This is a genomic window from Cupriavidus basilensis (assembly GCF_029335485.1).
GTDB lineage: Bacteria > Pseudomonadota > Gammaproteobacteria > Burkholderiales > Burkholderiaceae > Cupriavidus > Cupriavidus basilensis_E.
This window is the reverse complement of record NZ_JARJLM010000259.1, coordinates 1-19,524: the sequence shown is the minus strand read 5'-3', so window position 1 is coordinate 19,524 and position 19,524 is coordinate 1. Positions and strand designations below refer to the sequence as shown.

Below are 19,524 nucleotides of genomic sequence, written 5' to 3'. Positions count from 1 at the left end.
CCGCCGGCACAGGGCTATCTGAATTACGCCTCTATCCAGCCCGTGGACATGCCGGTGCCAGTCGAATCTGCGGCACAATACGTAGCGCAAGGTGCGCTTTTACGGGGAAACGCTCAAGAACCGAGCCGGGCGGAACCTTTCCTGCCCCTTATCCCTTCACTATCCTTAACGCGTTGTCACCTTCTCCTCGTACGCCACTCCCTTTACCCATCCGATGCAAGCTGACCTCACTTACCCGCAAAGCGATTTCCTGAACGCCGCACGCAAGGAGCGAAAGCGCGTCGAAGTCTACCTGGTGAATGGCATCAAGCTGATCGGTTCCATCGAGTCGTTCGACCAGTTTGTCGTGATGCTGAATGCACCCGGCGGCGTGCAGACCATTTACAAGCGAGCGATATCGACCATTCAACTGGCGACCGGCGCACGCCAGCCGGCCCCAGGAGTGCATCGGGAGTCTCGCCCGATCCGGGATAATGAGTCCAGGCTGCCCAATGAGCCCGCGGTAGCGCCCCAGCCCAGGATGGCGACCGAGCCCAGGATACCTGTGGTGGTCAAACGGAAACGCCGTTCCATCGCTACCGATGGTGGAGACGAGTAAATCCATCCGGCGCCGAACCAAAAGAAGCAAAGAGCCCGCCCGGCCATGCCGCGGCGGGCTTTTTCTTGTTCGCCAAATTGTGGGGGAAGCGTTGAGGGGGGAGCCCAGAGACGCAGCGGCCCGCACCGACGCGTTCTCCCACTTTGCTTGAAAAGTGACTCACGTTTTACATTTAGTGGTCTTGATGAATCACTGCTATGCTTTTCACTGCACCGTCCCGCAGCATGAGCGAGACATGTCATTGAATCCCATCCGAGGAGGTCCAGATGACAACTGCAGCAGCCTCTCAACGATTTCAGATCTTGGCGCTGTCGGGCGGGGGCTATCGTGGGCTGTATACGGCCAAATTGCTGGCTGACTTCGAGGACGAGATCGGTGCGCCCATCGCCACCCGGTTTGACCTTGTTACGGGCACTTCGATTGGTGGCATCCTGGCACTGGCCATTGCGATGGAGATTCCAGCGCAGCGCATCGTCGAACTTCTCGCTAACCGTGGTGGAGAGATTTTCAAGCGGCGCTGGTCGCTGGCAGGGATATGCCGCGCGCCATTTTCTTCAGTGCCGTTGCAGGCGCTACTCGGCGACGACAAGATATTCGGCGATCAGCTCCTCGGCTCATGCAAGCATCCGGTCATTATCCCGGTGATCAATTACTCGACCGGCAGGCCGCAGATCTTCAAGACCCCGCATCACCCGGATTTCAAGCGGGATCACAAATGCCGGCTGGTGGACGTGGCCATGGCGACAAGCGCAGCCCCCGCCTACTTTCCGCGCTATACGTTCAACAACAACCAGTATGTTGACGGTGGCCTCTATGCCAATGCGCCCGGCATGCTCGCGGTTCACGAAGCACAGGCATCCCTGGGGCAATCGACAGACCATATCCACGTGATGGCAGTCGGCACCATGTCCTCCAAGTTCACCGTCAACCCGCGCCGGAACCGGGAGGGCGGGACCTATGACTGGGGCGGCGTCAACCCGGCAAACATGCCAAAGAGGGTGTTTGGTTTGTCGATATCGGTACAAGAGGCACTTAGCGATTTCATGCTTGCGCATCTGCTTTCCAATCGCTATTTTCTGGTCGACGACGATCTTACCGATCAGCGTGCGCGCGCGGTTGCGCTGGATAGGGCCGATAGCGCGGCGAAGGAGGTATTGCTTGGCGCCGCCACGGAACGTTCCAAGATCTGCATCGGCAACGAAGATTGCCGATCCTTCCTGAGCCATAGGGCTGGCGCGCCAACGTTCTACTATGGCGCACACACCAATCAAGCAAGCTAAGCACCGCCAGGGGGCGTAAGCGGCTCCGCGCATGGCGGCGCGCATATTCGCATATGCGTGTAAAGTGCGCTGCGGTTACCCCGCCTGTGGGGCAGATTCCGCCGGTACGGCCGTTGGGGCCGGACGTGTGTCGATCGTGTTGATTCCTGGAGTGCGCTGATGCAAGAGAGAGGGGCTGGGCCGGCCCGCCAGATCCTGGTTCTCATTGGGCCAGGCAGCCAGGCTTCGGACGTGGTGTCCATTGCCGAGGTATTTTGTTCCGCCGCGCGCTATGCCAATCGCGCACCGGCATATTGGGTGGATCTGATCAGCGTGGATGAAGGGCCATGCCGCCTCAGTTCGGGCATTGTCGTGCAGCCCGGCAGCTGCCTGTCGGCATGGGATGGACCGGTCGATACCCTGTGGGTCGCAGGTTTCCCCGGCATGTCCCCCCTGGTTTCGGACGCGGCCGTACTGGACTGGCTTCGCCGGTTGGTACCGGATTGCCGGCGGGTCGCTGCCAGTTGCACGGCCAGTTTTGTGCTGGCCGAGGCGGGCTGCCTCGATGGGCGCCGCGCAACCACGCACTGGCAGATGGCGGATCAGTTCGCCGCGCGTTATCCCGCGGTCCGGCTTGACGCCGATGCGGTGTTTGTCGAGGACGGCCCGATGTGGACTTCGGCGGGCATGTCGGCCAGCGTGGATGCGGCGCTGGCGATGGTCGAAGCCGACTGCGGCCGCACGGCCGCCCTGCGTGTGGCCCACGACATGATCCTGTACGCCAGGCGCAGCGGCGGCCAGCCGCAGCTCAGCAGCCGCCTGGCAGCGCAGTTCGCCGAGATGCCGGCGATCCAGCAATTGCAGCTATGGATTTGCGACAACCTGCGCGAGGATCTGGCGGTGGAGCGGCTGGCGGAGCGCGTGCATATGAGTCCGCGCAATTTTGCCCGTGTGTTCCTGCGCGAAACCGGACACACGCCGGGGCTGTTCGTCGAGCGGGCGCGGGTGGAACTGGCGCGCGGGCTGCTCGACGAAAGAATGCCCCTGCAGGATGTGGCGAGCCAATGCGGGTTTCTCAATGCCAATGCGCTGCGCCGGGCTTTCGTCAGGCAGGTGGGATTGCCGCCAGGCGGCTATCGTCAGCGCAACGGCTAGCGAGAAACGGCTGGTACGACGGCTTGCCCCGCATAGCGCAGCCATTGCCCGTCGTCCGGAACCGCCACGCGCTCGCCCAGGCCGTGTTGCGCCAATACCTGGCGCATGCCCGGGCGCGTGAGGCGCGCCCAGGGGAGCGCCTCGAAATGTACGGCCACGATGCGGCTGCGCGGTGCGCGCCTGGCCACTTCGAGCACGTCCTGCTCGGTCATCGTTACGGCGGGTCCCTGCGCAAACTGCGCCGCGCCGGCGTTGACCACGATGACATCGGGCTGGTGCCGGTCCAGCGCCTGGTCGACTTCGTCGCAATGGACGGTGTCGCCAGCGATATACAGCGTGGGCTCGCCTTCCGCCCTCAATACGAAGCCCGAAACGCCGCCCATGATGGATTCGATATCGCCATGGCCGTGGCGGCCGCCGGTGCGCTCGATCTCGACGCCACGGTGGCGCAGGCCGTGCGCGACCGGCACGACGTGCAGGAAGCCCTGTGCTTCCAGCGTCGCGGCGTCGCCGGGCTGGCAAAAGACCGGCAGCGCGCGCGGCAGACTGGCGCGGGCAGCGGCATCCCAGTGGTCTTCGTGAGCGTGGGTCAGCAGCAGGCCGTCCAGGTCCGCGACGACGGCGGCCACCGTGACCGGCAACGGCGTTAGCGGGAAGCCTTGTGCGTGCCCGGCTTCGCGCATGTGGACCGCGCCGATGTATTCGGGAAGCGGGCCCAGGGCGGCCGTCCGGGCCAGCATCGGATCCACCAGCAGGGTCAGTCCGCCATAGCGCAGGCGTAGCGTAGCATTTCGGATGAGTTGCAGTTCCATCGGAGTCCTTTATCGGATCGGGGATCGGGTTACGATGGAAACCATGATGCAATGCCGGCGCGAAATGCAAAATGACAAGATTGCGTCAGTTGCTGCCAAGTGCCGGCGATCCCAATCCATCCAAGCCTATCCAAACGCTGCCGGATCATTTCCCCGATCTCATGCCGACGGACCACCGGCATGCGTGAAGCCGTGGAAACAATGCTGATCGCGGCCTCGCCCGCCAGCGGCAATGGCTCCGGGGCCCATCTTGCCGGCGAGCTGTTCTCGCAGGCGGTGGGCATGAAGATGACCCACGTGCCCTACAAGGGCGTCTCGCCGGCCTTGCCGGATCTCTTCTCGGGGCAGGTGGCGATCATCTTCGACTCGGTGCAGACCATGATGCCGCAGGTGAGGGCGGGCAAGCTCAAGGCATTGGCCATTACGAGCCCGGCGCGCTGGCCGGCGGCGCCCGAGGTGCCGACCATGGCGCAGGCCGGTTATCCGGCGGTGACGGCCAGCAGCTGGATCGGATTGCTGGCGCCGGCCAGGACGCCGAAGGACGTGGTGGGGAAGCTGTCTGGCGAGATGGATGCGGTGCTGCATCAGCCGGAGGTGAAGGCGAGGCTGATCGAATATGGGATTGATCCGGTCGGGGGATCGGCCGGGCAGTTCCAGTCGTTTATCCAGGAGGAAGCGGTGAGATGGGGGCCGTGGTCCGCAAAGGGGGAATCAAGGCCGAATAACGATACGGATAATCAAGCGGCGTGGCGCCAGCAGTCCGCCGGTGGCTGTTGGCGGCGGCAAGGCGCGCTTCCCTAGCGCCGACCGGCGTACCCGGCGCTGCGCGCGAGGGGCGGGCCTGAGCCCGGGACAGCGCCTAGCAGGTAGGTCCTCAGCTCATCGCGTTCAGTGAAGGTGGGCGCGGCCAGCCAGTAGACGAACTCGTCGCGCCAGTTCTCCCAGGCGTTCTCGTCGAAGTCGAATTCCTCGTCCAGCCGCCCGCCGTCGCGCAGGTAGGTGCCGACCACGCGGGTGCCGTCCCAATAAGCCACCGCCACGTCGGTCAGATCCGCCGTGGTCCCGGCCGGCAGATCGCGCAGCAACATAGCCAAGTGCGCCTTGAACGATGCGAATTCGTTTGAGGTCATCGCCTGCTCCGCTTCTGGGGACGAGTATGTTGAAAGGATGCACCCGATCCCATGGCGCGTCAATTTTCAGCCTGGTCCGGCACGTGCGACGCCTGCCGCCTGATCACGCGGCAAGGGGGATTCGGTTCATCCGAACGTACCCTGCGCCAGGTCTTTCTCGAAGGCGGTGGTCCATGCGGTGCCATGTCCGATCCGGTATTCCCTTTCCTTGAGCGTCGACCTGCGAACGACGGTGACATAGCCCTGGAGAGGATAGACCTCGTCCACGACATCCGTCGTGTCGGTTTCCTGCAGCAGGAAGTCGGCCTCGGCAAGCTGGTGGCGGTGCAGGATGGCGACGAAATCCGCCTTTTCGTCCGGTGCGATCACTGACATTTGGCGTCCCCCGATGTTGAACGCTTGACGTTTCCAAGATAGCACACGGGCCGGCGTCGCAGCGAGCGCGCGCGCGTTCAGGCGCGTGCCCGCAGCCGTCCTGCCGGGTATCTGCCAGCGCTGTGAAGCATGAAGCGCTCGCCCGGCCCTGAGGGAATCGAACGGACGCGAACCGTCCTGGCGGGCAGCGGCATCGCCCTGCTGCGCCGGATGCGGTACGCGCAGCCCTGGCACGGCTTGCCTGCCTGGCATCGCGGTTGACCTGCTCGACCTGCCTCCCACCTTCTATAGTCAACCATATGGACGAACACAGCGAGTCACCACCTTCACCACCTCCACCTCGTTCCTCACCTCAACCGAGTGGCCATGTCTGACGCTTCCTTCGTGCATGCTCACGCAGCCCATGGCGACTGGAAGGTGGCCCTGGCCGAGTGCCAGCGGCAGCTTGACGCGCAGACGGCGGCGCGCCAGGCAAAGCCAGGCGGGGCCGCGCCATTCACGCTCGGCTGGTGCTACCTGAGCGACTATTACGCGCCGGCGGCGGAGGCCATGCTCGCTGCGCTGCAGAAGCGCTGGCCGGGCGTGGCCTGGGTAGGTACGGCAGGCGTGGGCGTCTGCGCCAACGGCGTCGAGTTTATCGACGAGCCTGCCGTGGCGCTCATGTTGGCGGCATTGCCGCGCACCGCGTTCCGGCTGTTTTCCGGGCGCCAGCCGTTGCCTCCGGCATCCTCCAGCTTCGTGCCCCATACCGCGCTGGTGCATGCCGAAGGCAGCACGCCGGATGTCCAGGACCTGCTGCGCGAGCTGAGCATGCGTACTGCCACGGGCTACCTGTTTGGTGGCCTCTCGTCGGCGCGCGACCGCACGCTGCACATCGCCGATGGCGTTTTCTCCGGTGGCCTGTCGGGTGTGCTGTTCGGCCCCGAGATCGGATTGATCTCCCGCGTGACGCAAGGATGCCAGCCGATCGGGCCGGCGCGCGCCGTTACCCATGCCACGCATAACCTGCTGTTCGAACTGGACGGCGAGCCCGCGCTCGACTGCGTCTTGCGAGATCTCGGACTCGAACGCGATGTGCCCGACGAGACCTTGTCGCGTATGCTGTCCGCCACGCTGGTGGGCCTGAACACGAGCGCCGACGATGCGCCCGGGCTGCCTGGCAGCTTCGGCACGGATACCGTGGTGCGGCATCTGCTCGGCGTGGACGTGCAGCACCGGGTACTGGCGCTGGCGGACGTGGCCGAGCCCGGCATGCGGGTGGCCTTCTGCAGGCGCAATCCCGCGGCGGCGCGGGTGGACCTGGTGCGCATCGCCACCGAGATCCGCGCCGAACTCGAGAGCGGTGTGGCTGGCCAGGCTTTGGGCGCGCTCTATATCAGTTGCTCGGGCCGGGGCGGACCGCACTTCGGCGCGCCGCATGCAGAGCTGCAAACGGTGCGCAATGCGCTGGGCGATGTGCCGCTGGCGGGATTCTTCGCCGGCGGCGAGATCGCAAGGGATCACCTTTATGGCTACACCGGGGTGTTGACGGTCTTCACGGAGCGCTGAGCAGGCATGCGCGCGCTGTTCGAACCACGGCTCGTCAATGACGCCTTCGGCGACCCGGGCCTGTTCGTGGACTTTCGCGACGAGCGGCGAGCGCTGCTGTTCGACCTTGGCGACATCACCGGGCTGATGCCGGGCCAGCTGATGCGTCTGTCCCATGTGTTCGTCAGCCACACGCATATGGACCATTTTTCGGGCTTCGACCATTTGCTGCGGGTGCTGCTCGGGCGCAAGGCCGGCATCGTGCTGTACGGCGGGCCCGGGTTCCTGGCGCAGGTCGAGCACAAGCTGCGCGCCTACACCTGGAACGTGGTCCATCGCTATGCGGTCGAGCTGGTCATCGAGGCGCGTGAACTGCGGCTGCAAGGACAGACGCAGTGCGCGCGTTTTTCCAGCCGCCGCCGCTTTGCGCGCGAGCCTGCGCCGCCCATCGCCCGTACCAGCGATGTGGCGCACGACGAGACCACCTTCCGCGTACGCGCCCGCTTCGTCGATCACGAGACGCCTTGCGTGGCCTATCTGATCGAGGAGAAGGCTCGCCTCGGCGTCGACAAGGACCGGCTGGCGGCGCTGGGGCTGACCACTGGCGCCTGGCTGCGAGAGCTGAAGCACGCGGTACTGAACGGCGCCGCGGACGACTCGCCGATCCTGGTGCGGTGGCGCGACCGGGGTGGCGAGCACGCCCTGACCCGGCAAGTCGGCGAGCTGAGCCATCTCGTCCTCGACGCCATACCTGGCCAGCGCATCGGCTACGTGACCGACTTGCGCTATACGGACGCGAACGTGCAGACCCTGGCCGAACTGATGCAGGGCGTGGACCTGCTGTTCATCGAGAGCGTCTTCCTGGACGAGGATAAGGCGCACGGCGTGCGCAAGAACCACCTGACGGCGGCTCAGGCCGGCCTGATCGCGCGCCGCCTCGGCGCGCGGGCGGTCGTGCCTTTTCACTTCTCGCCGCGCTACCAGGGGCGGTCGGCCGCATTGATCGCCGAGGTGCAGGCGGCATGGTCCGGCGCGCCGGGCACGGTACAGGGATAGCGATGCGCTGATGCGCTACCAGGGAATCGGCTGGCGATCGCGGAAGAAGCCGCCGCTGGGTCCGTCTTCCGGCAACGTCGCCAGCCAGACCACGGTGTCGATGCCCTGCTCGGGCGAACGCGGCGCATCGGGGCCGCCGAGGCCGGTGCGGCACCAGCCAGGGCATACCGCGTTGACCTTGACGCCGCTGGCGGCCAGCTCGGCGGCCAGGATGCGGGTGACGGCATTCAGCGCCGTTTTCGAGATACGGTAAGCCGGCACACCGCTGGCCATCTCCGCAAGTTGCCCCATGCCCGAGGACAGGTTGACCACCCGGCCGGCGTGGCTGGCGCGCAGCAGCGGCGCCAGCGCCTGCGTGACCCGCAGCGCGCCGAAGAGATTCGTCTCCAGGGTGCGGCGCAAGGTATCGAGCGGCAGCGTCAACAGGCTGGTGCTGTAGCGGTCTAGCGAGACGCCGGCGTTGTTGATGAGCACGTCCACGCGGCCGAAGCGTTCGGCGAGCCACTCGCCAAGGGCGGCTACCGAATGATCGTCCGTGACGTCGAGCGGGTGGCAGGCGATCGGGCAGCCGGCCAGATCGGGTTCGAGCCGCAACGCTTCGAGATCCTGCGCCTGGCGTGCCGTGGCGACGACCAGGTGGCCTTCCACCGCAGCCAGGTGGCGCGCGGCAGCGCGGCCGAGACCGCGGCTCGCGCCGGTGATGACGGTGACGGGCTGGCTGGCCATGCCGGACGCTAGACACTAGCAGGTGAGATGCAGGATCGCATTGGCATGGCGAGGGTGTGCTTCCAGCTTCGCGATGGCTTCGGCGGTCGGCAGGATGACCAGTTCGACGTGGCGATGCCTGGCCTCTCGCCTCACGTCTTCCATGACAGGCAGCGCCCCGGTGCCGGTGCCGATCACCAGCCGGCTGCAATTCCAGGGTATGTCTTCCATGACCGATAGCGGTGTATGTCCATAGGCGTCGCGGAACTGCCTGGATGGCCTCTTCTTGCGTTTGCGGACCTGCCCGCGATCGATGACGACATCGTACCGGTAAGTCACCCCATCAATACACAGGGTCCCAAAGGAAAATGCTTCGAAGCGCATACTTGGCTCCACCAGAACGCTGGCGGCGGCCGGGCAAACCGGCGGCGTCGTCAGCTTCGTAAAACGCGCCCTTCATTTCGCCTGCCCGCCTTGTGCCTGGCACCAGGGCCGTGGATCTTCGCTGCCGGCTTCGCCGGATACGATGCGAGCCGGAACCTGCCATGATGCGGCACGGCCCTGGCCCGATGATGATGAAGCGGCCTTCCCGGGTAGTACGCAGCCTGCAGCAGGGCGGCCGATGGCGCAGGTTCGCCTTGCAGCCAACTCCGGATCGAAACCAGATCGGCCATGCGCCGGCGGTGAGACGTGGCGCCCATCAGCACAATGATCACCGGACTGTTCTGCACGTTCACCTCCAGCGCGATGCAGTAGCCGGCTTCGTTGATAAAGCCGGTTTTCGACAGCAGGACGTCCCAGCCGGGCCGGCCAAGTACCGGCGAGCTATTGTGGTAGTGCAGCATCCGTCCGTTCACCTCCACCCCGTATCCCGAAAGCGTGGTGAATTCGTGGATCAGCGGATAGCGCGACGCCGCTTCGGCCATGCGTGCGACATCGCGCGCGGTGGAGATATTTTGCGGCGACAGCCCGGTGGCGTCTTCAAAGTGGGTGCCCGTCATGCCCAGCGCGCTGGCCTTCCCGTTCATCGTCACGACAAAGGCAGAGTGGCCGCCTGCCATGCCGCGCGACAGCGCCGAGGCCGAGCGGTTCTCCGACGACATCAGAGCCAGGCGCAGCATCTCCATGCGCGCCAGGGTCGTGCCGACCGGGATGCGGGACGACGAGTGCTTGAGCCGGTCGATGTCGCCGGCGTCGACGGTGAGCGCTTCGTCCAGTGCCGGATGCTGGTCCAGTACCACCATCGAGGTCATCAGCTTGGTCAGCGAGGCCAGCGGCGCGGGTTCGTCCGGATTCTTCTCCAGCAATGCCTGGCCATGCGCCACGTCGTACACGACCGCGCTGCGCGAATACAGGAATGGCGCCTGCGCGCCCGCATTCAGCGACGCGATGCCAAGGAGCAGGCAGGCGGCGAACGCTCTTGTTTTCTCCAGCCATTGGGGCAGCAGGCGGACAGCCGGATTCCGGCAGCGCGGAAAAGCGGAGAAAGCCATCCCTGGTTCCCGGGGCAGGCCAGTTGAAGCCATGAATCACCACCGCTTCGCTGCAGCACGAGGACAGGCCCGGCACGCGCAGGGCCTACGCCTCTATATTATTGGAGACCCGGCCGTGAATACAGTGCGGAATCGAACGATATGGCGTGGCGCCCGGATTTCCAGAACGGCATGCTCGTGGACTGTCCATGCGGATATCGGCGCGGATGCCGATGACGTCGCGGGCGTGCTTCCTGTGACTATCGCGATCCATCGGACGGGCACTGCCGGCCGCCTTGCAAGGGCCGCCGCGCTCCGGAGAAAAGAGGACTAAACTGGTTCTAGTTGGCAATCGCGCAATCGCGCAATCGCGGGTACGGGTGGAGGCGATGCTCAGACTAAGCAAACTGACCGACTATGGCACGGTGATCATGACGCACATGGCGCGCGATCCGGGCCGGATCCATAGTGCCGCCGAAATCGCCGCCGAGATCGGTGTGGCGGTGCCGACCGCGAGCAAGATCCTGAAGATGCTCGCCCGGCAGGACCTGTTGCATTCGCTGCGCGGTGCGAAGGGCGGCTACCTGCTGGCGCGGGCGCCGCGGGATATCTCGATCGCCCAGGTCATCGATGCCATGGAAGGCCCTGCCGGCCTGACCGAATGCAGCATCGCAGCCGGCCTATGCGCACAGGAAGATTCCTGCGCCATCCGCGCCAACTGGCAGCGCATCAGCCTGGCCATCTTTCATGCCCTGGATGGCGTGACGCTGGCGGACATGACGCAACCGACATGCCACCCGGTGGACATCGGCATGCTGCACGCCTGGAAGGCGGCCGGGCGCAAGCAGGCATTCGAGTGACACACGGCAACCAAAAGGCAGACCATGGCAACCCCGGCGCACACGCTCGACACACTGATCGGCCAAGGCTATCGGCATGGCTTCTACACGCCCGTGGCAACGGACACGGTGCCGTGCGGCCTGAGCGAGGACGTGATCCGCATGATCTCGGCCATAAAAGGCGAGCCGGAATTCATGCTGGAGTGGCGCCTCAAAGCCTATCGTCACTGGCTGACGATGTCCGAACCGCACTGGGCGACGGTCAGGCACCCGCCCATCGACTACCAGGCGATCGCCTATTACTCCGCGCCGCGCTCCCGGAAGGCCGGTCCCATGACGCTGGAGGAGGTCGATCCGGAGTTGCTGCGCACCTACGAGAAACTGGGCGTGCCCCTGCAGGAACGCGAGCTGCTTGCGGGCGTTGCCGTGGACGCTGTGTTCGACAGTGTGTCGGTGGCGACCACCTTCAAGCGCAAGCTGGGTGAGCTTGGCATCGTTTTCTGCTCTTTCTCGGAGGCGGTGCGGGAGCACCCCGGGCTGGTGCAGCAATACCTCGGCTCGGTCGTACCCTACACCGACAACTACTTCGCCACGCTCAACTCGGCGGTGTTCAGCGATGGCTCTTTCTGCTACATCCCGCCCGGCGTACGCTGCCCGATGGAGTTGTCCACGTACTTTCGCATCAATGCCCAGAAGACAGGGCAGTTCGAGCGTACCCTGATCATTGCTGACGAGGGCGCTTACGTCAGCTATCTGGAAGGCTGCACCGCGCCGATGCGCGATGAGAACCAGCTGCATGCCGCGGTGGTGGAACTGATCGCGCTGGAAGACGCGCAGATCCGCTATGCGACGGTGCAGAACTGGTATCCGGGCGACAAGGAAGGCAAGGGCGGCATCTATAACTTCGTGACCAAGCGCGGCGACTGCCGCGGCGCCCGCTCGAAGATCTCGTGGACCCAGGTGGAGACCGGCTCGGCTATTACCTGGAAGTATCCGAGCGTGATCCTGCGGGGCGACGACTCGGTCGGGGAGTTCTATTCGGTGGCGCTGACCAACCACTACCAGCAGGCCGATACCGGCACCAAGATGACCCACCTCGGCAGGAACACCAGGAGCACGATACTTTCCAAGGGTATCTCGGCCGGCCACGGCAGCAACGCTTACCGCGGGCTGGTGAAGATGGCAAGGAGCGCGATCGGCGCACGCAACTACTCGCAGTGCGATTCGCTGCTGCTGGGCGACAAATGCGCGGCTCATACCTTTCCCTATATCGAAGTGAAGAATCCCACGGCCCGCGTCGAGCACGAGGCCTCCACCTCGCGCATCGGCGAGGACCAGCTGTTCTATTGCCAAAGCCGCGGCATCGGCCCCGAGGATGCGGTATCGATGATCGTGAACGGCTTTTGCAAGGAAGTGTTCAAGGAGCTGCCGATGGAATTCGCGGTGGAAGCACAGAAGCTGCTGGGCGTCAGCCTGGAGGGCAGCATCGGCTGAGGGGAGCGGGCAAGGCGCCCCGCCGCAGCCGCATCGGAGCATAGACACGGCCATGCTTGAAATCCGCAACCTGCACGTCAGCGTCGACGACAAGCCTATCCTGCGCGGCATCGACCTTGCCGTGAAGGAAGGAGAGGTGCATGCCATCATGGGTCCCAACGGCTCCGGCAAGAGTACCCTTGCCCATGTGCTGGCCGGACGGGACCGCTATGTCGTGAGTGCGGGCGAAGTCCTCTACGACGGCGCGAACCTGCTGGGCATGCCGCCCGAAGAGCGCGCGCGCGCTGGCATTTTCCTGGCCTTCCAGTATCCGGTGGAGATCCCCGGCGTCTCGAACATCTATCTGCTCAAGGCCGCACTCAACGCTGTGCGCAAGCACCGCGGCGAGCCGGAGCTGGACGCCATGGATTTTCTCGCGCTGGTCAAGGACAAGCTCAGGCTCATGGAAATGGACCCGGGCCTGCTTTACCGCTCGGTGAACGAGGGCTTCTCCGGCGGCGAAAAGAAACGCAACGAGATCCTCCAGATGGCGGTGCTGGAGCCCAGGCTCGCCATTCTCGACGAGACCGACTCCGGCCTCGACATCGACGCGCTCAGGATCGTCGCCAGCGGCATCGGCGCCATGCGCGGCCCGCAACGCGCCATCGTGCTGGTTACCCATTACCAGCGGCTGCTCAACTACATCGTGCCGGACCGCGTCCATGTGCTAGCGCAGGGCCGTATTGCCAGGTCCGGCGGGCCCGAGCTGGCGCTCGAACTGGAGCGCCATGGCTATGGGGGGGCAGAGACACAGGCCTTCGCCGCCACGGAGTCGCAGGCATGAGTACAAGCGGCGTGGAACACTATATGGCCGAATTTGCCCGCGTCGCGGCCGCCTTGCCCGGCCGGCGATTGCCCTGGCTTGCACGCGCGCGCCAGCAGGCGCTGCAACACTTCGCGCAAACCGGGTTTCCGACGCTGCGCCACGAGGACTGGAAATACACCAGCGTGGCCGCCATCGAGCGCAGCCGTTTTACCGTGCAGCCGGGGCAGTCCGGCAAGCCGGACACCGCCCTGGCCGCGCGGATCGCGTCGCTTGCCTTGCCCGACGCGCATCTGATGGTATTCGTCGACGGCCGCTACCAGCCGCAATGGTCGCGCATCGGCGCGCTGCCGGCCGGAGTGGAACTGGTCAGCCTCGCCGCCGTGCTGGAGTGCGCGCCGGAGCGCGTGGAAGCGCTGCTTTGCGGCAGCGCCGGCGGCTACCCGTCCGGTTTCGCCGCCTTGAACGCGGCCTTCATGGCCGACGGCGCCTGTATCCGCCTGGCGGCGGGCGCTGCTCCCGAGCGGCCGATCCACCTGCTGTTTCTCGCCACGGAGCCGGAACTGGCCATTCATACGCGCAATTTCGTGACGGCGGAAGCGGGGAGCCAAGTCTGCATCGTGGAGCATCACGTGGGCATGGACGGCCTTGGCTACCTGACCAACAGCATCACCGACATCGCGGCCGCGCGCGATGCGCAGGTCGAACACCACAAGCTGCAGCAGGAGAGCCTCAAGGCGTTCCACGTCGCCGGCGTGAACGTGGACCAGCGGCACGGCAGCCGCTTCACCTCCAGTGCCTTCGCCCTGGGCGGCGGGCTGGCGCGGGTCGATATCCAGGTCGGGCTGAATGCCGCGCGCGCCGACTGCTCGCTCGACGGGCTGTACATGACCGGCGGCCGGCAGCATATCGACCACCACACCCGCATCGACCATGCCAGCCCGGACGGAAAAAGCCGCGAGTTCTACAAGGGCGTGCTGGGAGGCGCCTCGCGCGCTGTCTTCAACGGCAAGGTGGTGGTGCATGCCGATGCCCAGCACACCGATGCGCACCAGTCCAACCGCAATCTGCTGCTGTCCGCGGATGCCGAGATCGATACCAAGCCGCAGCTGGAGATCTATGCCGACGACGTCAAATGCAGCCACGGCGCCACTGTGGGCCAGCTCGATCCCGAGCAGATCTACTACCTGCGTTCGCGCGGGGTGGACGATGCCTCGGCCCGGGCGCTGCTGACCTTCGCCTTCGCCGGGGAGATGGTCAAGCGGCTCGGCCTGGCTTCCTTGCAGGCGAGGCTGGAGACACTTTTGCGCGGGCACCTGCCTGCGCCGGTGAGGGCGCTGCCATGAACACGGCCGCCGACGAACGCAGCGCTTTGGGACGCGTGGTCCCGGCCGCCGGCCTGGACGTCATGCGGCTGCGGCAGGATTTCCCGATCCTCCGGCAGACGGTCAACGGCAAGCCGCTGGTCTACCTGGACAACGCCGCCACCAGCCAGAAGCCACAAAGCGTGATCGACTGCGAAGCGCATTACTATGCGGCGCTCAATGCCAATATCCACCGCGGCGTCCATACCCTGAGCCAGCGCGCGACCGATGCCTACGAGGCGGCGCGCGACGCCGTGCAAGGCCTGATCAACGCCGCCCGCCGCGAGGAGATCGTGTTCGTGCGCGGCACCACCGAGGCGATCAACCTGGTGGCGGCGAGTTACGGGCAGCGCCTGCGGCCCGGCGACGAGATCCTGGTCACCGCCATGGAGCATCACTCCAACATCGTCCCGTGGCAGCTGGCATGCGAGCGCACGGGCGCCAGCCTGCGGGTGGCGCCGATCAACGACGCAGGCGAGCTGCTGCTGGAAGAATTCGAACGCCTGCTTGGCCCCCGGACCAGGCTGGTCGCGCTGACGCATCTCTCCAACGCGCTCGGCACGGTCAACCCGGTGCGGCAACTCGTCGAGCTGGCGCATGCCAGGGGCATTCCGGTGCTGGTCGACGGCGCCCAGGCCGTGCCGCACTTCCAGGTGGATGTGCAGGCGCTCGATTGCGATTTCTATGCCTTCTCGGGACACAAGCTCTACGGCCCCACCGGCGTCGGCGTGCTCTACGGCAAGGCCGCGCTGCTCGATGCCATGCCGCCTTACCAGGGCGGGGGCGACATGATCCGCGAGGTCACCTTCCGCAAGACCACCTACAACGCGCTGCCCTTCAAATTCGAGGCCGGCACGCCCAATATCGCCGGCGTGATCGGCCTGGGCGCCGCGATCGGCTATGTGAGCGCGGCCGGCCTGGCCGCCATCGCGGCCCACGAACACGCGCTGCTGGCGTACGCCACCAGGCAGGCTGCGCAGATTGCCGGCTTGCGCATCATCGGGACGGCCGCGGACAAGGCGAGCATCCTCTCCTTCGTCCTGGATGGCGTGCATCCCCATGATGCCGGCACCATCCTCGACCTGGAAGGCGTGGCGGTGCGCGCGGGCCACCATTGCGCCATGCCCGTGATGGCGCGGTTCGGCGTGCCCGCCACGCTGCGCGCGTCCTTCGCGCTATACAACACGCGAGAAGAAGTGGATGCGCTGTTCGGTGCGGTGCGCAAGGCGCAGGAGGTATTTGCCTGATGTCCGATCTGCTCGATCTCTACCGGGAAGTCGTCGTCGACCACAGCCGCTCGCCGCGCAATCGCGGGCGGCTGGCGGGAGCGAACCGCAGGGCCGAGGGGTTCAACCCGCTGTGCGGCGACCGGCTGACGCTGTACCTGAAAGTCAGCCATGGCGTGATCGAGGATGCCAGCTTTGACGGCGCCGGCTGTGCCATCTCCACCGCCTCGGCATCGCTGATGACCGAGGCGCTGAAGGGGAAGAGCGAAGCGCAGGCGCAAGCGCTGTTCTCCAGCTTTCATGCCTTGGTGACCGGATCGGCCCCGGCCGGCGTGCCGCTGGGCAAACTGGAGGTGCTGGGCGGCGTACGCGAGTTTCCGGCGCGTGTGAAGTGCGCAACGCTGGCCTGGCATACCATGCAGGCCGCCTTGCACGGCAGCGCCGAGCCGGTTTCAACGGAGTGAAGCGATGAGCATGATCGATTGGCTGCGCAAGGCCGAGGCGCATGAAGACAGGCCCGAGCCGGACCTGGACACGCTGGAGGGGCGGGTGATAGAGGCGCTGCGTACCGTTTATGACCCCGAAATACCGGTCAATATCTACGACCTGGGCCTGGTCTACAGCCTGTCCGTGGACGAAGCCGCCGGCAAGGTCGGCATCCGCATGACGCTGACTGCGCCAGGTTGCCCGGTGGCGCAGGCCTTCCCCGGCGTGGTGGAGGGCGCTGTGATGGAAGTCAGCGGCGTTGACGAAGCCGAGGTCGAGCTGGTGTGGGATCCGCCCTGGTCACGAGAGCGGATGAGCGAGGCAGCGCGGCTGGCGCTCGGGTTGTTGTGAGATGAGCGATTGGGTCGACGTTGCGCCGGCTGACGCGTTTGCGCCCGGGACCAGCCGTACCGTCGATGTCGACGGGGTGCAGGTCGCGGTTTTCAATGTGGGCGGCAGCTATCGTGCCGTCGAGGACATGTGTTCCCACGAAGCGGAGCCGCTTTGCGGCGGCGACGTGGAAGGCGAGGAAGTCGTCTGTCCGCGTCACGGCGCGCATTTCTCGCTCATCACCGGCGAGGCGCTGTCTCCGCCGGCCTGCGAACCGGTGGCGATTTTCCCGGTCCGGGTCGAGGGCGGCAAGGTGCAGGTGAGGGACGATCGCTGGGATTAGCCCGCGCCATGCATTTCCCCGATTCCGATTCCGATGCCTATTCCGATGGATACCCCCTGCGTTCCCGGCAACGGACTATCGTCTCGGGCACCAACCCATCCGCGGAGGCTTGTCATGTCGCGCACGCTGATCGTCCTTGGCCTGATCCTGGTGGCGGGCGGACTCCTCTGGCCATGGCTATCCAGGCTCGGACTCGGTCACTTGCCCGGGGATATCGTGATTCATCGTCAGCACCTTCACCTGTACTTTCCGATCACATCGTCGCTGCTCGTTAGCGCGGTGGCATCGTTGATCGTCTGGCTGATCGGCCGGTGATGCGGGCGGCTGGCCCGTCGCCGGGACGCGGGCCGCGGCGTTGCCTGGGCTTTGTCCCGGCGCCGCTCCGGCATATATTGAAAGTCCGCCCAGCGCGATCTTCCGGATGTCCCATATGCTGTACAAGTTCATCGAGTACCAGCGCTCGCTGCTCGCGCCGTGGTCCGCCTGGGCGGCGCAGGCCACGCACGCCTTTGCCGATCCCGGCAGTCCCTTTGCCCATGTTCCCGGGGCGTCCTGCCTTGCCGCGGGCTATGACTGGCTTCACCGGCTAGGCAAGACCTATGGCAAGCCTGCCTTCGGCGTCGCCGCCGTTGACCCCGTGGGCCGCATCGTGCCGGTGGACGAGCAGGTGGTGCTGGAGGGGCCATTCTGTCGTCTGCTGCGATTCGCGCACGGTCCGGCCACCGCGCCCGGGCCGAGGCCGGCGGTGCTGGTGTGCGCGCCGCTGGCGGGCCATCATGCCGTGCTGTTGCGTGAAGTGGTGGAAAGCCTGCTGCCCGCGCATGAGGTCTATGTGACGGATTGGAGCGACGCGCGCTATGTGCCCCTGGCCGAGGGGGCATTCCACCTGGACGACTATGTCGGTCTGATACAGTCGTTTATCCGCCATATCGGCGGCCAACGCCTGCATGTGCTCGCCGTCTGCCAGGCCACCGTGCCGGTATTGGCGGCGGTTTCGCTGCTCGCCAGCGCCGGCGAGCCGACGCCGAGAAGCCTGGTCCTGATGGGCGGTCCGATCGACGCCCGCCGCAACCCGACCGCGGTCGACCGCCTGGCGGCCCGCCATCCGCTGGCGTGGTTTCAGTCCAACCTGATCTACGCGGTGCCGGACCACTATCCCGGCGCGGGCCGCAGGGTGTACCCGAGCTTCCTGCAGCATGCCGGCCTGATGATGGCGCATCCGGCCCGCATCGTGGGTTCGCAGTGGGACTATTATCTCGATCTGCTGCAGGGCGACGCCGAGCGCGCGCCGGTACATCGGCGCGCCTGCGACGAGTACAACGCGGTGCTCGACATGGCGGCCGAGTTTTACCTGGACACCATCCGCGTCGTGTTCCACCAGTTTCGGCTGGCGCGCGGCAACTGGAGCGTGCAGGGGCAGGCTGTGCGGCCACAGGACATCCGCGACACGGCGCTGCTCACCGTGGAGGGAGAACTGGACGACATCTCCGGCCGCGGGCAGACCCAGGCGGCGCACGACCTGTGCCGCGGCATCGCCGCGCGCCGCAAGCGCCACGTCACGGTTCGCCAGTGCGGCCACTATGATCTGTTTTCCGGGCCATTGTGGCGAAGCGTGGTTTATCCCGCCGTGCGCGACCTGTTCCGGCAGTATGCCTGAGGGCGCATGGCATGCATGGACCGGCACGCTCGCTGCGAGCGGCCGGCAGCCCATGCGGTGTAGCGCTTGCGCCACCTGTATAAATGCCTCGAGCCTGTCGCCGATCACTATACTGACCTAGATGCTCCCAGCCGGGAGTAGCTGGGGATGCAGCCACGATCATGCCGGACTTCCCGCGACTCGCATCCGCTCACCTTATGGAGGTTGAATATGTCGATTCGCATCGGTGACGAGGCGCCTGATTTCACTGCCGACACCACGGAGGGGAAGATTCGTTTTCACGAGTGGATCGGGGACCAATGGGCGATCCTGTTTTCCCATCCCAAGGATTTCACCCCGGTCTGCACCACCGAACTGGGCTATATGGCTGGGCTCAAGCCGGAATTCGACCGGCGCAGCACCAAGATCATCGGACTCAGCGTGGACCCGGTAAGCGACCACCAGGCCTGGGTCAAGGACATCGAGGAAACGCAGGGCCACGCCATCAACTATCCGATGATCGGTGACGTCGACCTCACGGTCGCGAAGCTCTATGACATGATCCATCCGAACGCGAGTGGCGGGCCGCGCACTGCCGTGGACAATGCCACGGTGCGCTCCGTGTTCCTCATCGGGCCGGACAAGAAGGTCAAGGCGATGCTGGTCTATCCGATGAGCGCCGGCCGTAATTTCGACGAGGTGCTGCGCCTGCTGGATTCGCTGCAACTGAACGCGAAGCACACGGTAGCCACGCCGGTGAACTGGAAGCCGGGCGAAGACGTGATCATCCCCACCTCGGTATCCGACGAAGACGCCAGGAAGAAGTATCCGCAGGGCTTCAAGACCCTCAAGCCATACCTGCGGGTGGTATCGCAGCCGAAGTAAGGCGCGGACCGAACGCCGGGGAGGGCGGCG

General features: G+C 65.6%; 23 protein-coding genes. 17 read left to right on the top strand and 6 right to left on the bottom strand.

Features of this window, described 5'->3' with window-relative positions; translation table 11 throughout:
• Window positions 1-214: 214 nt before the first annotated feature.
• From hfq to P3W85_RS15065, 3 genes are all read left to right on the top strand, one after another.
• A complete protein-coding gene (hfq, locus tag P3W85_RS15075) occupies window positions 215-598 on the top strand; it encodes an RNA chaperone Hfq (RefSeq protein ID WP_276265385.1) in 384 nt (127 codons plus the stop codon).
• 266 nt (window positions 599-864) lie between these two features.
• Window positions 865-1,878 carry a CBASS cGAMP-activated phospholipase gene (locus P3W85_RS15070; RefSeq protein ID WP_035813096.1) on the top strand — a complete coding sequence of 338 codons (1,014 nt, stop codon included), beginning with the start codon at window positions 865-867 and terminating at the stop codon, window positions 1,876-1,878.
• Window positions 1,879-2,037: 159 nt separating this feature from the next.
• A complete protein-coding gene (locus tag P3W85_RS15065) occupies window positions 2,038-3,012 on the top strand; it encodes a GlxA family transcriptional regulator (RefSeq protein WP_276265384.1) in 975 nt (324 codons plus the stop codon).
• Here the strand turns inward: P3W85_RS15065 and P3W85_RS15060 are convergent.
• A complete protein-coding gene (locus P3W85_RS15060) occupies window positions 3,009-3,824 on the bottom strand; it encodes an MBL fold metallo-hydrolase (protein WP_017227932.1) in 816 nt (271 codons plus the stop codon). The two genes, P3W85_RS15065 and P3W85_RS15060, sit on opposite strands and share 4 nt — an antisense overlap.
• A 180-nt stretch (window positions 3,825-4,004) precedes the next feature.
• Here P3W85_RS15060 and P3W85_RS15055 point away from each other — a divergent pair, with 180 nt between their 5' ends.
• Window positions 4,005-4,625, top strand: a complete 621-nt coding sequence (locus P3W85_RS15055) for a tripartite tricarboxylate transporter substrate-binding protein (RefSeq protein WP_276265383.1) — start codon at window positions 4,005-4,007, stop codon at window positions 4,623-4,625.
• Here the strand turns inward: P3W85_RS15055 and P3W85_RS15050 are convergent.
• Together P3W85_RS15050 and P3W85_RS15045 are read right to left on the bottom strand one after the other, a co-directional pair.
• On the bottom strand, window positions 4,622-4,954 hold the full coding sequence (locus P3W85_RS15050) for a hypothetical protein (RefSeq protein ID WP_017227934.1): 333 nt from the start codon (window positions 4,952-4,954) through the stop codon (window positions 4,622-4,624). The genes P3W85_RS15055 and P3W85_RS15050 overlap by 4 nt on opposite strands.
• Window positions 4,955-5,080: 126 nt before the next feature.
• Complete coding sequence (locus tag P3W85_RS15045) at window positions 5,081-5,329, bottom strand: hypothetical protein (RefSeq protein ID WP_017227935.1); 249 nt, start codon at window positions 5,327-5,329, stop codon at window positions 5,081-5,083.
• 366 nt (window positions 5,330-5,695) lie between these two features.
• On the opposite strand from P3W85_RS15045, the gene P3W85_RS15040 reads away from it, so the two are divergent.
• On the top strand, window positions 5,696-6,877 hold the full coding sequence (locus P3W85_RS15040) for an FIST signal transduction protein (RefSeq protein WP_276265382.1): 1,182 nt from the start codon (window positions 5,696-5,698) through the stop codon (window positions 6,875-6,877).
• Between the two features lie 6 nt (window positions 6,878-6,883).
• A complete protein-coding gene (locus P3W85_RS15035; protein ID WP_276265381.1) occupies window positions 6,884-7,912 on the top strand; it encodes a ribonuclease Z in 1,029 nt (342 codons plus the stop codon).
• A gap of 15 nt (window positions 7,913-7,927) precedes the next feature.
• Here P3W85_RS15035 and P3W85_RS15030 read toward each other — a convergent pair whose 3' ends face one another.
• The 3 genes from P3W85_RS15030 to P3W85_RS15020 are packed head-to-tail and all read right to left on the bottom strand — an operon-like array spanning window position 7,928 to window position 10,110.
• Window positions 7,928-8,638 (bottom strand): SDR family oxidoreductase, encoded by a 711-nt coding sequence (locus P3W85_RS15030; RefSeq protein ID WP_276265380.1) that lies wholly within the window; start codon window positions 8,636-8,638, stop codon window positions 7,928-7,930.
• Between the two features lie 15 nt (window positions 8,639-8,653).
• Window positions 8,654-9,001: a hypothetical protein gene (locus P3W85_RS15025; protein ID WP_017227939.1), complete on the bottom strand. Its 348-nt coding sequence runs from the start codon at window positions 8,999-9,001 to the stop codon at window positions 8,654-8,656.
• Window positions 9,002-9,051: 50 nt separating this feature from the next.
• Window positions 9,052-10,110: a D-alanyl-D-alanine carboxypeptidase family protein gene (locus P3W85_RS15020; RefSeq protein WP_276265379.1), complete on the bottom strand. Its 1,059-nt coding sequence runs from the start codon at window positions 10,108-10,110 to the stop codon at window positions 9,052-9,054.
• 368 nt (window positions 10,111-10,478) lie between these two features.
• Here P3W85_RS15020 and P3W85_RS15015 point away from each other — a divergent pair, with 368 nt between their 5' ends.
• The 11 genes from P3W85_RS15015 to P3W85_RS14965 all read left to right on the top strand — a co-directional run bounded on the left by P3W85_RS15015 (window position 10,479) and on the right by P3W85_RS14965 (window position 19,494).
• A complete protein-coding gene (locus P3W85_RS15015) occupies window positions 10,479-10,949 on the top strand; it encodes an SUF system Fe-S cluster assembly regulator (protein WP_017227941.1) in 471 nt (156 codons plus the stop codon).
• A gap of 24 nt (window positions 10,950-10,973) precedes the next feature.
• Window positions 10,974-12,422 carry a Fe-S cluster assembly protein SufB gene (gene sufB, locus P3W85_RS15010; protein WP_276265378.1) on the top strand — a complete coding sequence of 483 codons (1,449 nt, stop codon included), beginning with the start codon at window positions 10,974-10,976 and terminating at the stop codon, window positions 12,420-12,422.
• A 52-nt stretch (window positions 12,423-12,474) separates the two neighbouring features.
• Window positions 12,475-13,245, top strand: coding sequence for a Fe-S cluster assembly ATPase SufC (gene sufC, locus P3W85_RS15005; protein WP_017227943.1), 771 nt, complete (start codon window positions 12,475-12,477; stop codon window positions 13,243-13,245).
• A complete protein-coding gene (gene sufD / locus P3W85_RS15000; protein ID WP_276265377.1) occupies window positions 13,242-14,570 on the top strand; it encodes a Fe-S cluster assembly protein SufD in 1,329 nt (442 codons plus the stop codon). Before sufC ends, sufD begins: the two co-directional genes overlap by 4 nt.
• Complete coding sequence (locus tag P3W85_RS14995; protein WP_017227945.1) at window positions 14,567-15,835, top strand: cysteine desulfurase; 1,269 nt, start codon at window positions 14,567-14,569, stop codon at window positions 15,833-15,835. The genes sufD and P3W85_RS14995 overlap by 4 nt, the downstream gene beginning before the upstream one ends.
• Entirely contained in the window at window positions 15,835-16,278 is a 444-nt protein-coding gene (gene sufU / locus P3W85_RS14990) for a Fe-S cluster assembly sulfur transfer protein SufU (protein WP_017227946.1), read from the top strand. The genes P3W85_RS14995 and sufU overlap by 1 nt, the downstream gene beginning before the upstream one ends.
• A 4-nt stretch (window positions 16,279-16,282) precedes the next feature.
• Window positions 16,283-16,651 (top strand): SUF system Fe-S cluster assembly protein, encoded by a 369-nt coding sequence (locus P3W85_RS14985; RefSeq protein WP_017227947.1) that lies wholly within the window; start codon window positions 16,283-16,285, stop codon window positions 16,649-16,651.
• Between the two features lies 1 nt (window position 16,652).
• Complete coding sequence (locus tag P3W85_RS14980; protein WP_017227948.1) at window positions 16,653-16,973, top strand: Rieske (2Fe-2S) protein; 321 nt, start codon at window positions 16,653-16,655, stop codon at window positions 16,971-16,973.
• A 114-nt stretch (window positions 16,974-17,087) separates the two neighbouring features.
• Window positions 17,088-17,288, top strand: coding sequence for a DUF2905 domain-containing protein (locus P3W85_RS14975; protein WP_017227949.1), 201 nt, complete (start codon window positions 17,088-17,090; stop codon window positions 17,286-17,288).
• 115 nt (window positions 17,289-17,403) lie between these two features.
• Entirely contained in the window at window positions 17,404-18,630 is a 1,227-nt protein-coding gene (locus tag P3W85_RS14970; protein WP_017227950.1) for a polyhydroxyalkanoate depolymerase, read from the top strand.
• A gap of 210 nt (window positions 18,631-18,840) precedes the next feature.
• A complete protein-coding gene (locus P3W85_RS14965; protein WP_276265376.1) occupies window positions 18,841-19,494 on the top strand; it encodes a peroxiredoxin in 654 nt (217 codons plus the stop codon).
• The last annotated feature ends 30 nt before the right edge of the window (window positions 19,495-19,524 follow it).

What these genes read in the sequence shown, in the direction of transcription:
- P3W85_RS15045 (WP_017227935.1), bottom strand. Translation starts at nt 5,329, where the DNA reads ATGTCAGTGATCGCACCGGACGAAAAGGCGGATTTCGTCGCCATCCTG.
- P3W85_RS15015 (WP_017227941.1), top strand. Translation starts at nt 10,479, where the DNA reads ATGCTCAGACTAAGCAAACTGACCGACTATGGCACGGTGATCATGACG.
- P3W85_RS15025 (WP_017227939.1), bottom strand. Translation starts at nt 9,001, where the DNA reads ATGCGCTTCGAAGCATTTTCCTTTGGGACCCTGTGTATTGATGGGGTG.
- P3W85_RS15060 (WP_017227932.1), bottom strand. Translation starts at nt 3,824, where the DNA reads ATGGAACTGCAACTCATCCGAAATGCTACGCTACGCCTGCGCTATGGC.
- P3W85_RS14985 (WP_017227947.1), top strand. Translation starts at nt 16,283, where the DNA reads ATGAGCATGATCGATTGGCTGCGCAAGGCCGAGGCGCATGAAGACAGG.
- P3W85_RS14965 (WP_276265376.1), top strand. Translation starts at nt 18,841, where the DNA reads ATGTCGATTCGCATCGGTGACGAGGCGCCTGATTTCACTGCCGACACC.
- P3W85_RS15035 (WP_276265381.1), top strand. Translation starts at nt 6,884, where the DNA reads ATGCGCGCGCTGTTCGAACCACGGCTCGTCAATGACGCCTTCGGCGAC.
- sufU (WP_017227946.1), top strand. Translation starts at nt 15,835, where the DNA reads ATGTCCGATCTGCTCGATCTCTACCGGGAAGTCGTCGTCGACCACAGC.
- hfq (WP_276265385.1), top strand. Translation starts at nt 215, where the DNA reads ATGCAAGCTGACCTCACTTACCCGCAAAGCGATTTCCTGAACGCCGCA.
- sufB (WP_276265378.1), top strand. Translation starts at nt 10,974, where the DNA reads ATGGCAACCCCGGCGCACACGCTCGACACACTGATCGGCCAAGGCTAT.
- P3W85_RS15070 (WP_035813096.1), top strand. Translation starts at nt 865, where the DNA reads ATGACAACTGCAGCAGCCTCTCAACGATTTCAGATCTTGGCGCTGTCG.
- P3W85_RS15055 (WP_276265383.1), top strand. Translation starts at nt 4,005, where the DNA reads ATGCGTGAAGCCGTGGAAACAATGCTGATCGCGGCCTCGCCCGCCAGC.
- P3W85_RS15020 (WP_276265379.1), bottom strand. Translation starts at nt 10,110, where the DNA reads ATGGCTTTCTCCGCTTTTCCGCGCTGCCGGAATCCGGCTGTCCGCCTG.
- P3W85_RS14975 (WP_017227949.1), top strand. Translation starts at nt 17,088, where the DNA reads ATGTCGCGCACGCTGATCGTCCTTGGCCTGATCCTGGTGGCGGGCGGA.
- sufC (WP_017227943.1), top strand. Translation starts at nt 12,475, where the DNA reads ATGCTTGAAATCCGCAACCTGCACGTCAGCGTCGACGACAAGCCTATC.
- P3W85_RS14970 (WP_017227950.1), top strand. Translation starts at nt 17,404, where the DNA reads ATGCTGTACAAGTTCATCGAGTACCAGCGCTCGCTGCTCGCGCCGTGG.
- P3W85_RS15030 (WP_276265380.1), bottom strand. Translation starts at nt 8,638, where the DNA reads ATGGCCAGCCAGCCCGTCACCGTCATCACCGGCGCGAGCCGCGGTCTC.
- P3W85_RS14995 (WP_017227945.1), top strand. Translation starts at nt 14,567, where the DNA reads ATGAACACGGCCGCCGACGAACGCAGCGCTTTGGGACGCGTGGTCCCG.
- P3W85_RS15065 (WP_276265384.1), top strand. Translation starts at nt 2,038, where the DNA reads ATGCAAGAGAGAGGGGCTGGGCCGGCCCGCCAGATCCTGGTTCTCATT.
- sufD (WP_276265377.1), top strand. Translation starts at nt 13,242, where the DNA reads ATGAGTACAAGCGGCGTGGAACACTATATGGCCGAATTTGCCCGCGTC.
- P3W85_RS15050 (WP_017227934.1), bottom strand. Translation starts at nt 4,954, where the DNA reads ATGACCTCAAACGAATTCGCATCGTTCAAGGCGCACTTGGCTATGTTG.
- P3W85_RS15040 (WP_276265382.1), top strand. Translation starts at nt 5,696, where the DNA reads ATGTCTGACGCTTCCTTCGTGCATGCTCACGCAGCCCATGGCGACTGG.
- P3W85_RS14980 (WP_017227948.1), top strand. Translation starts at nt 16,653, where the DNA reads ATGAGCGATTGGGTCGACGTTGCGCCGGCTGACGCGTTTGCGCCCGGG.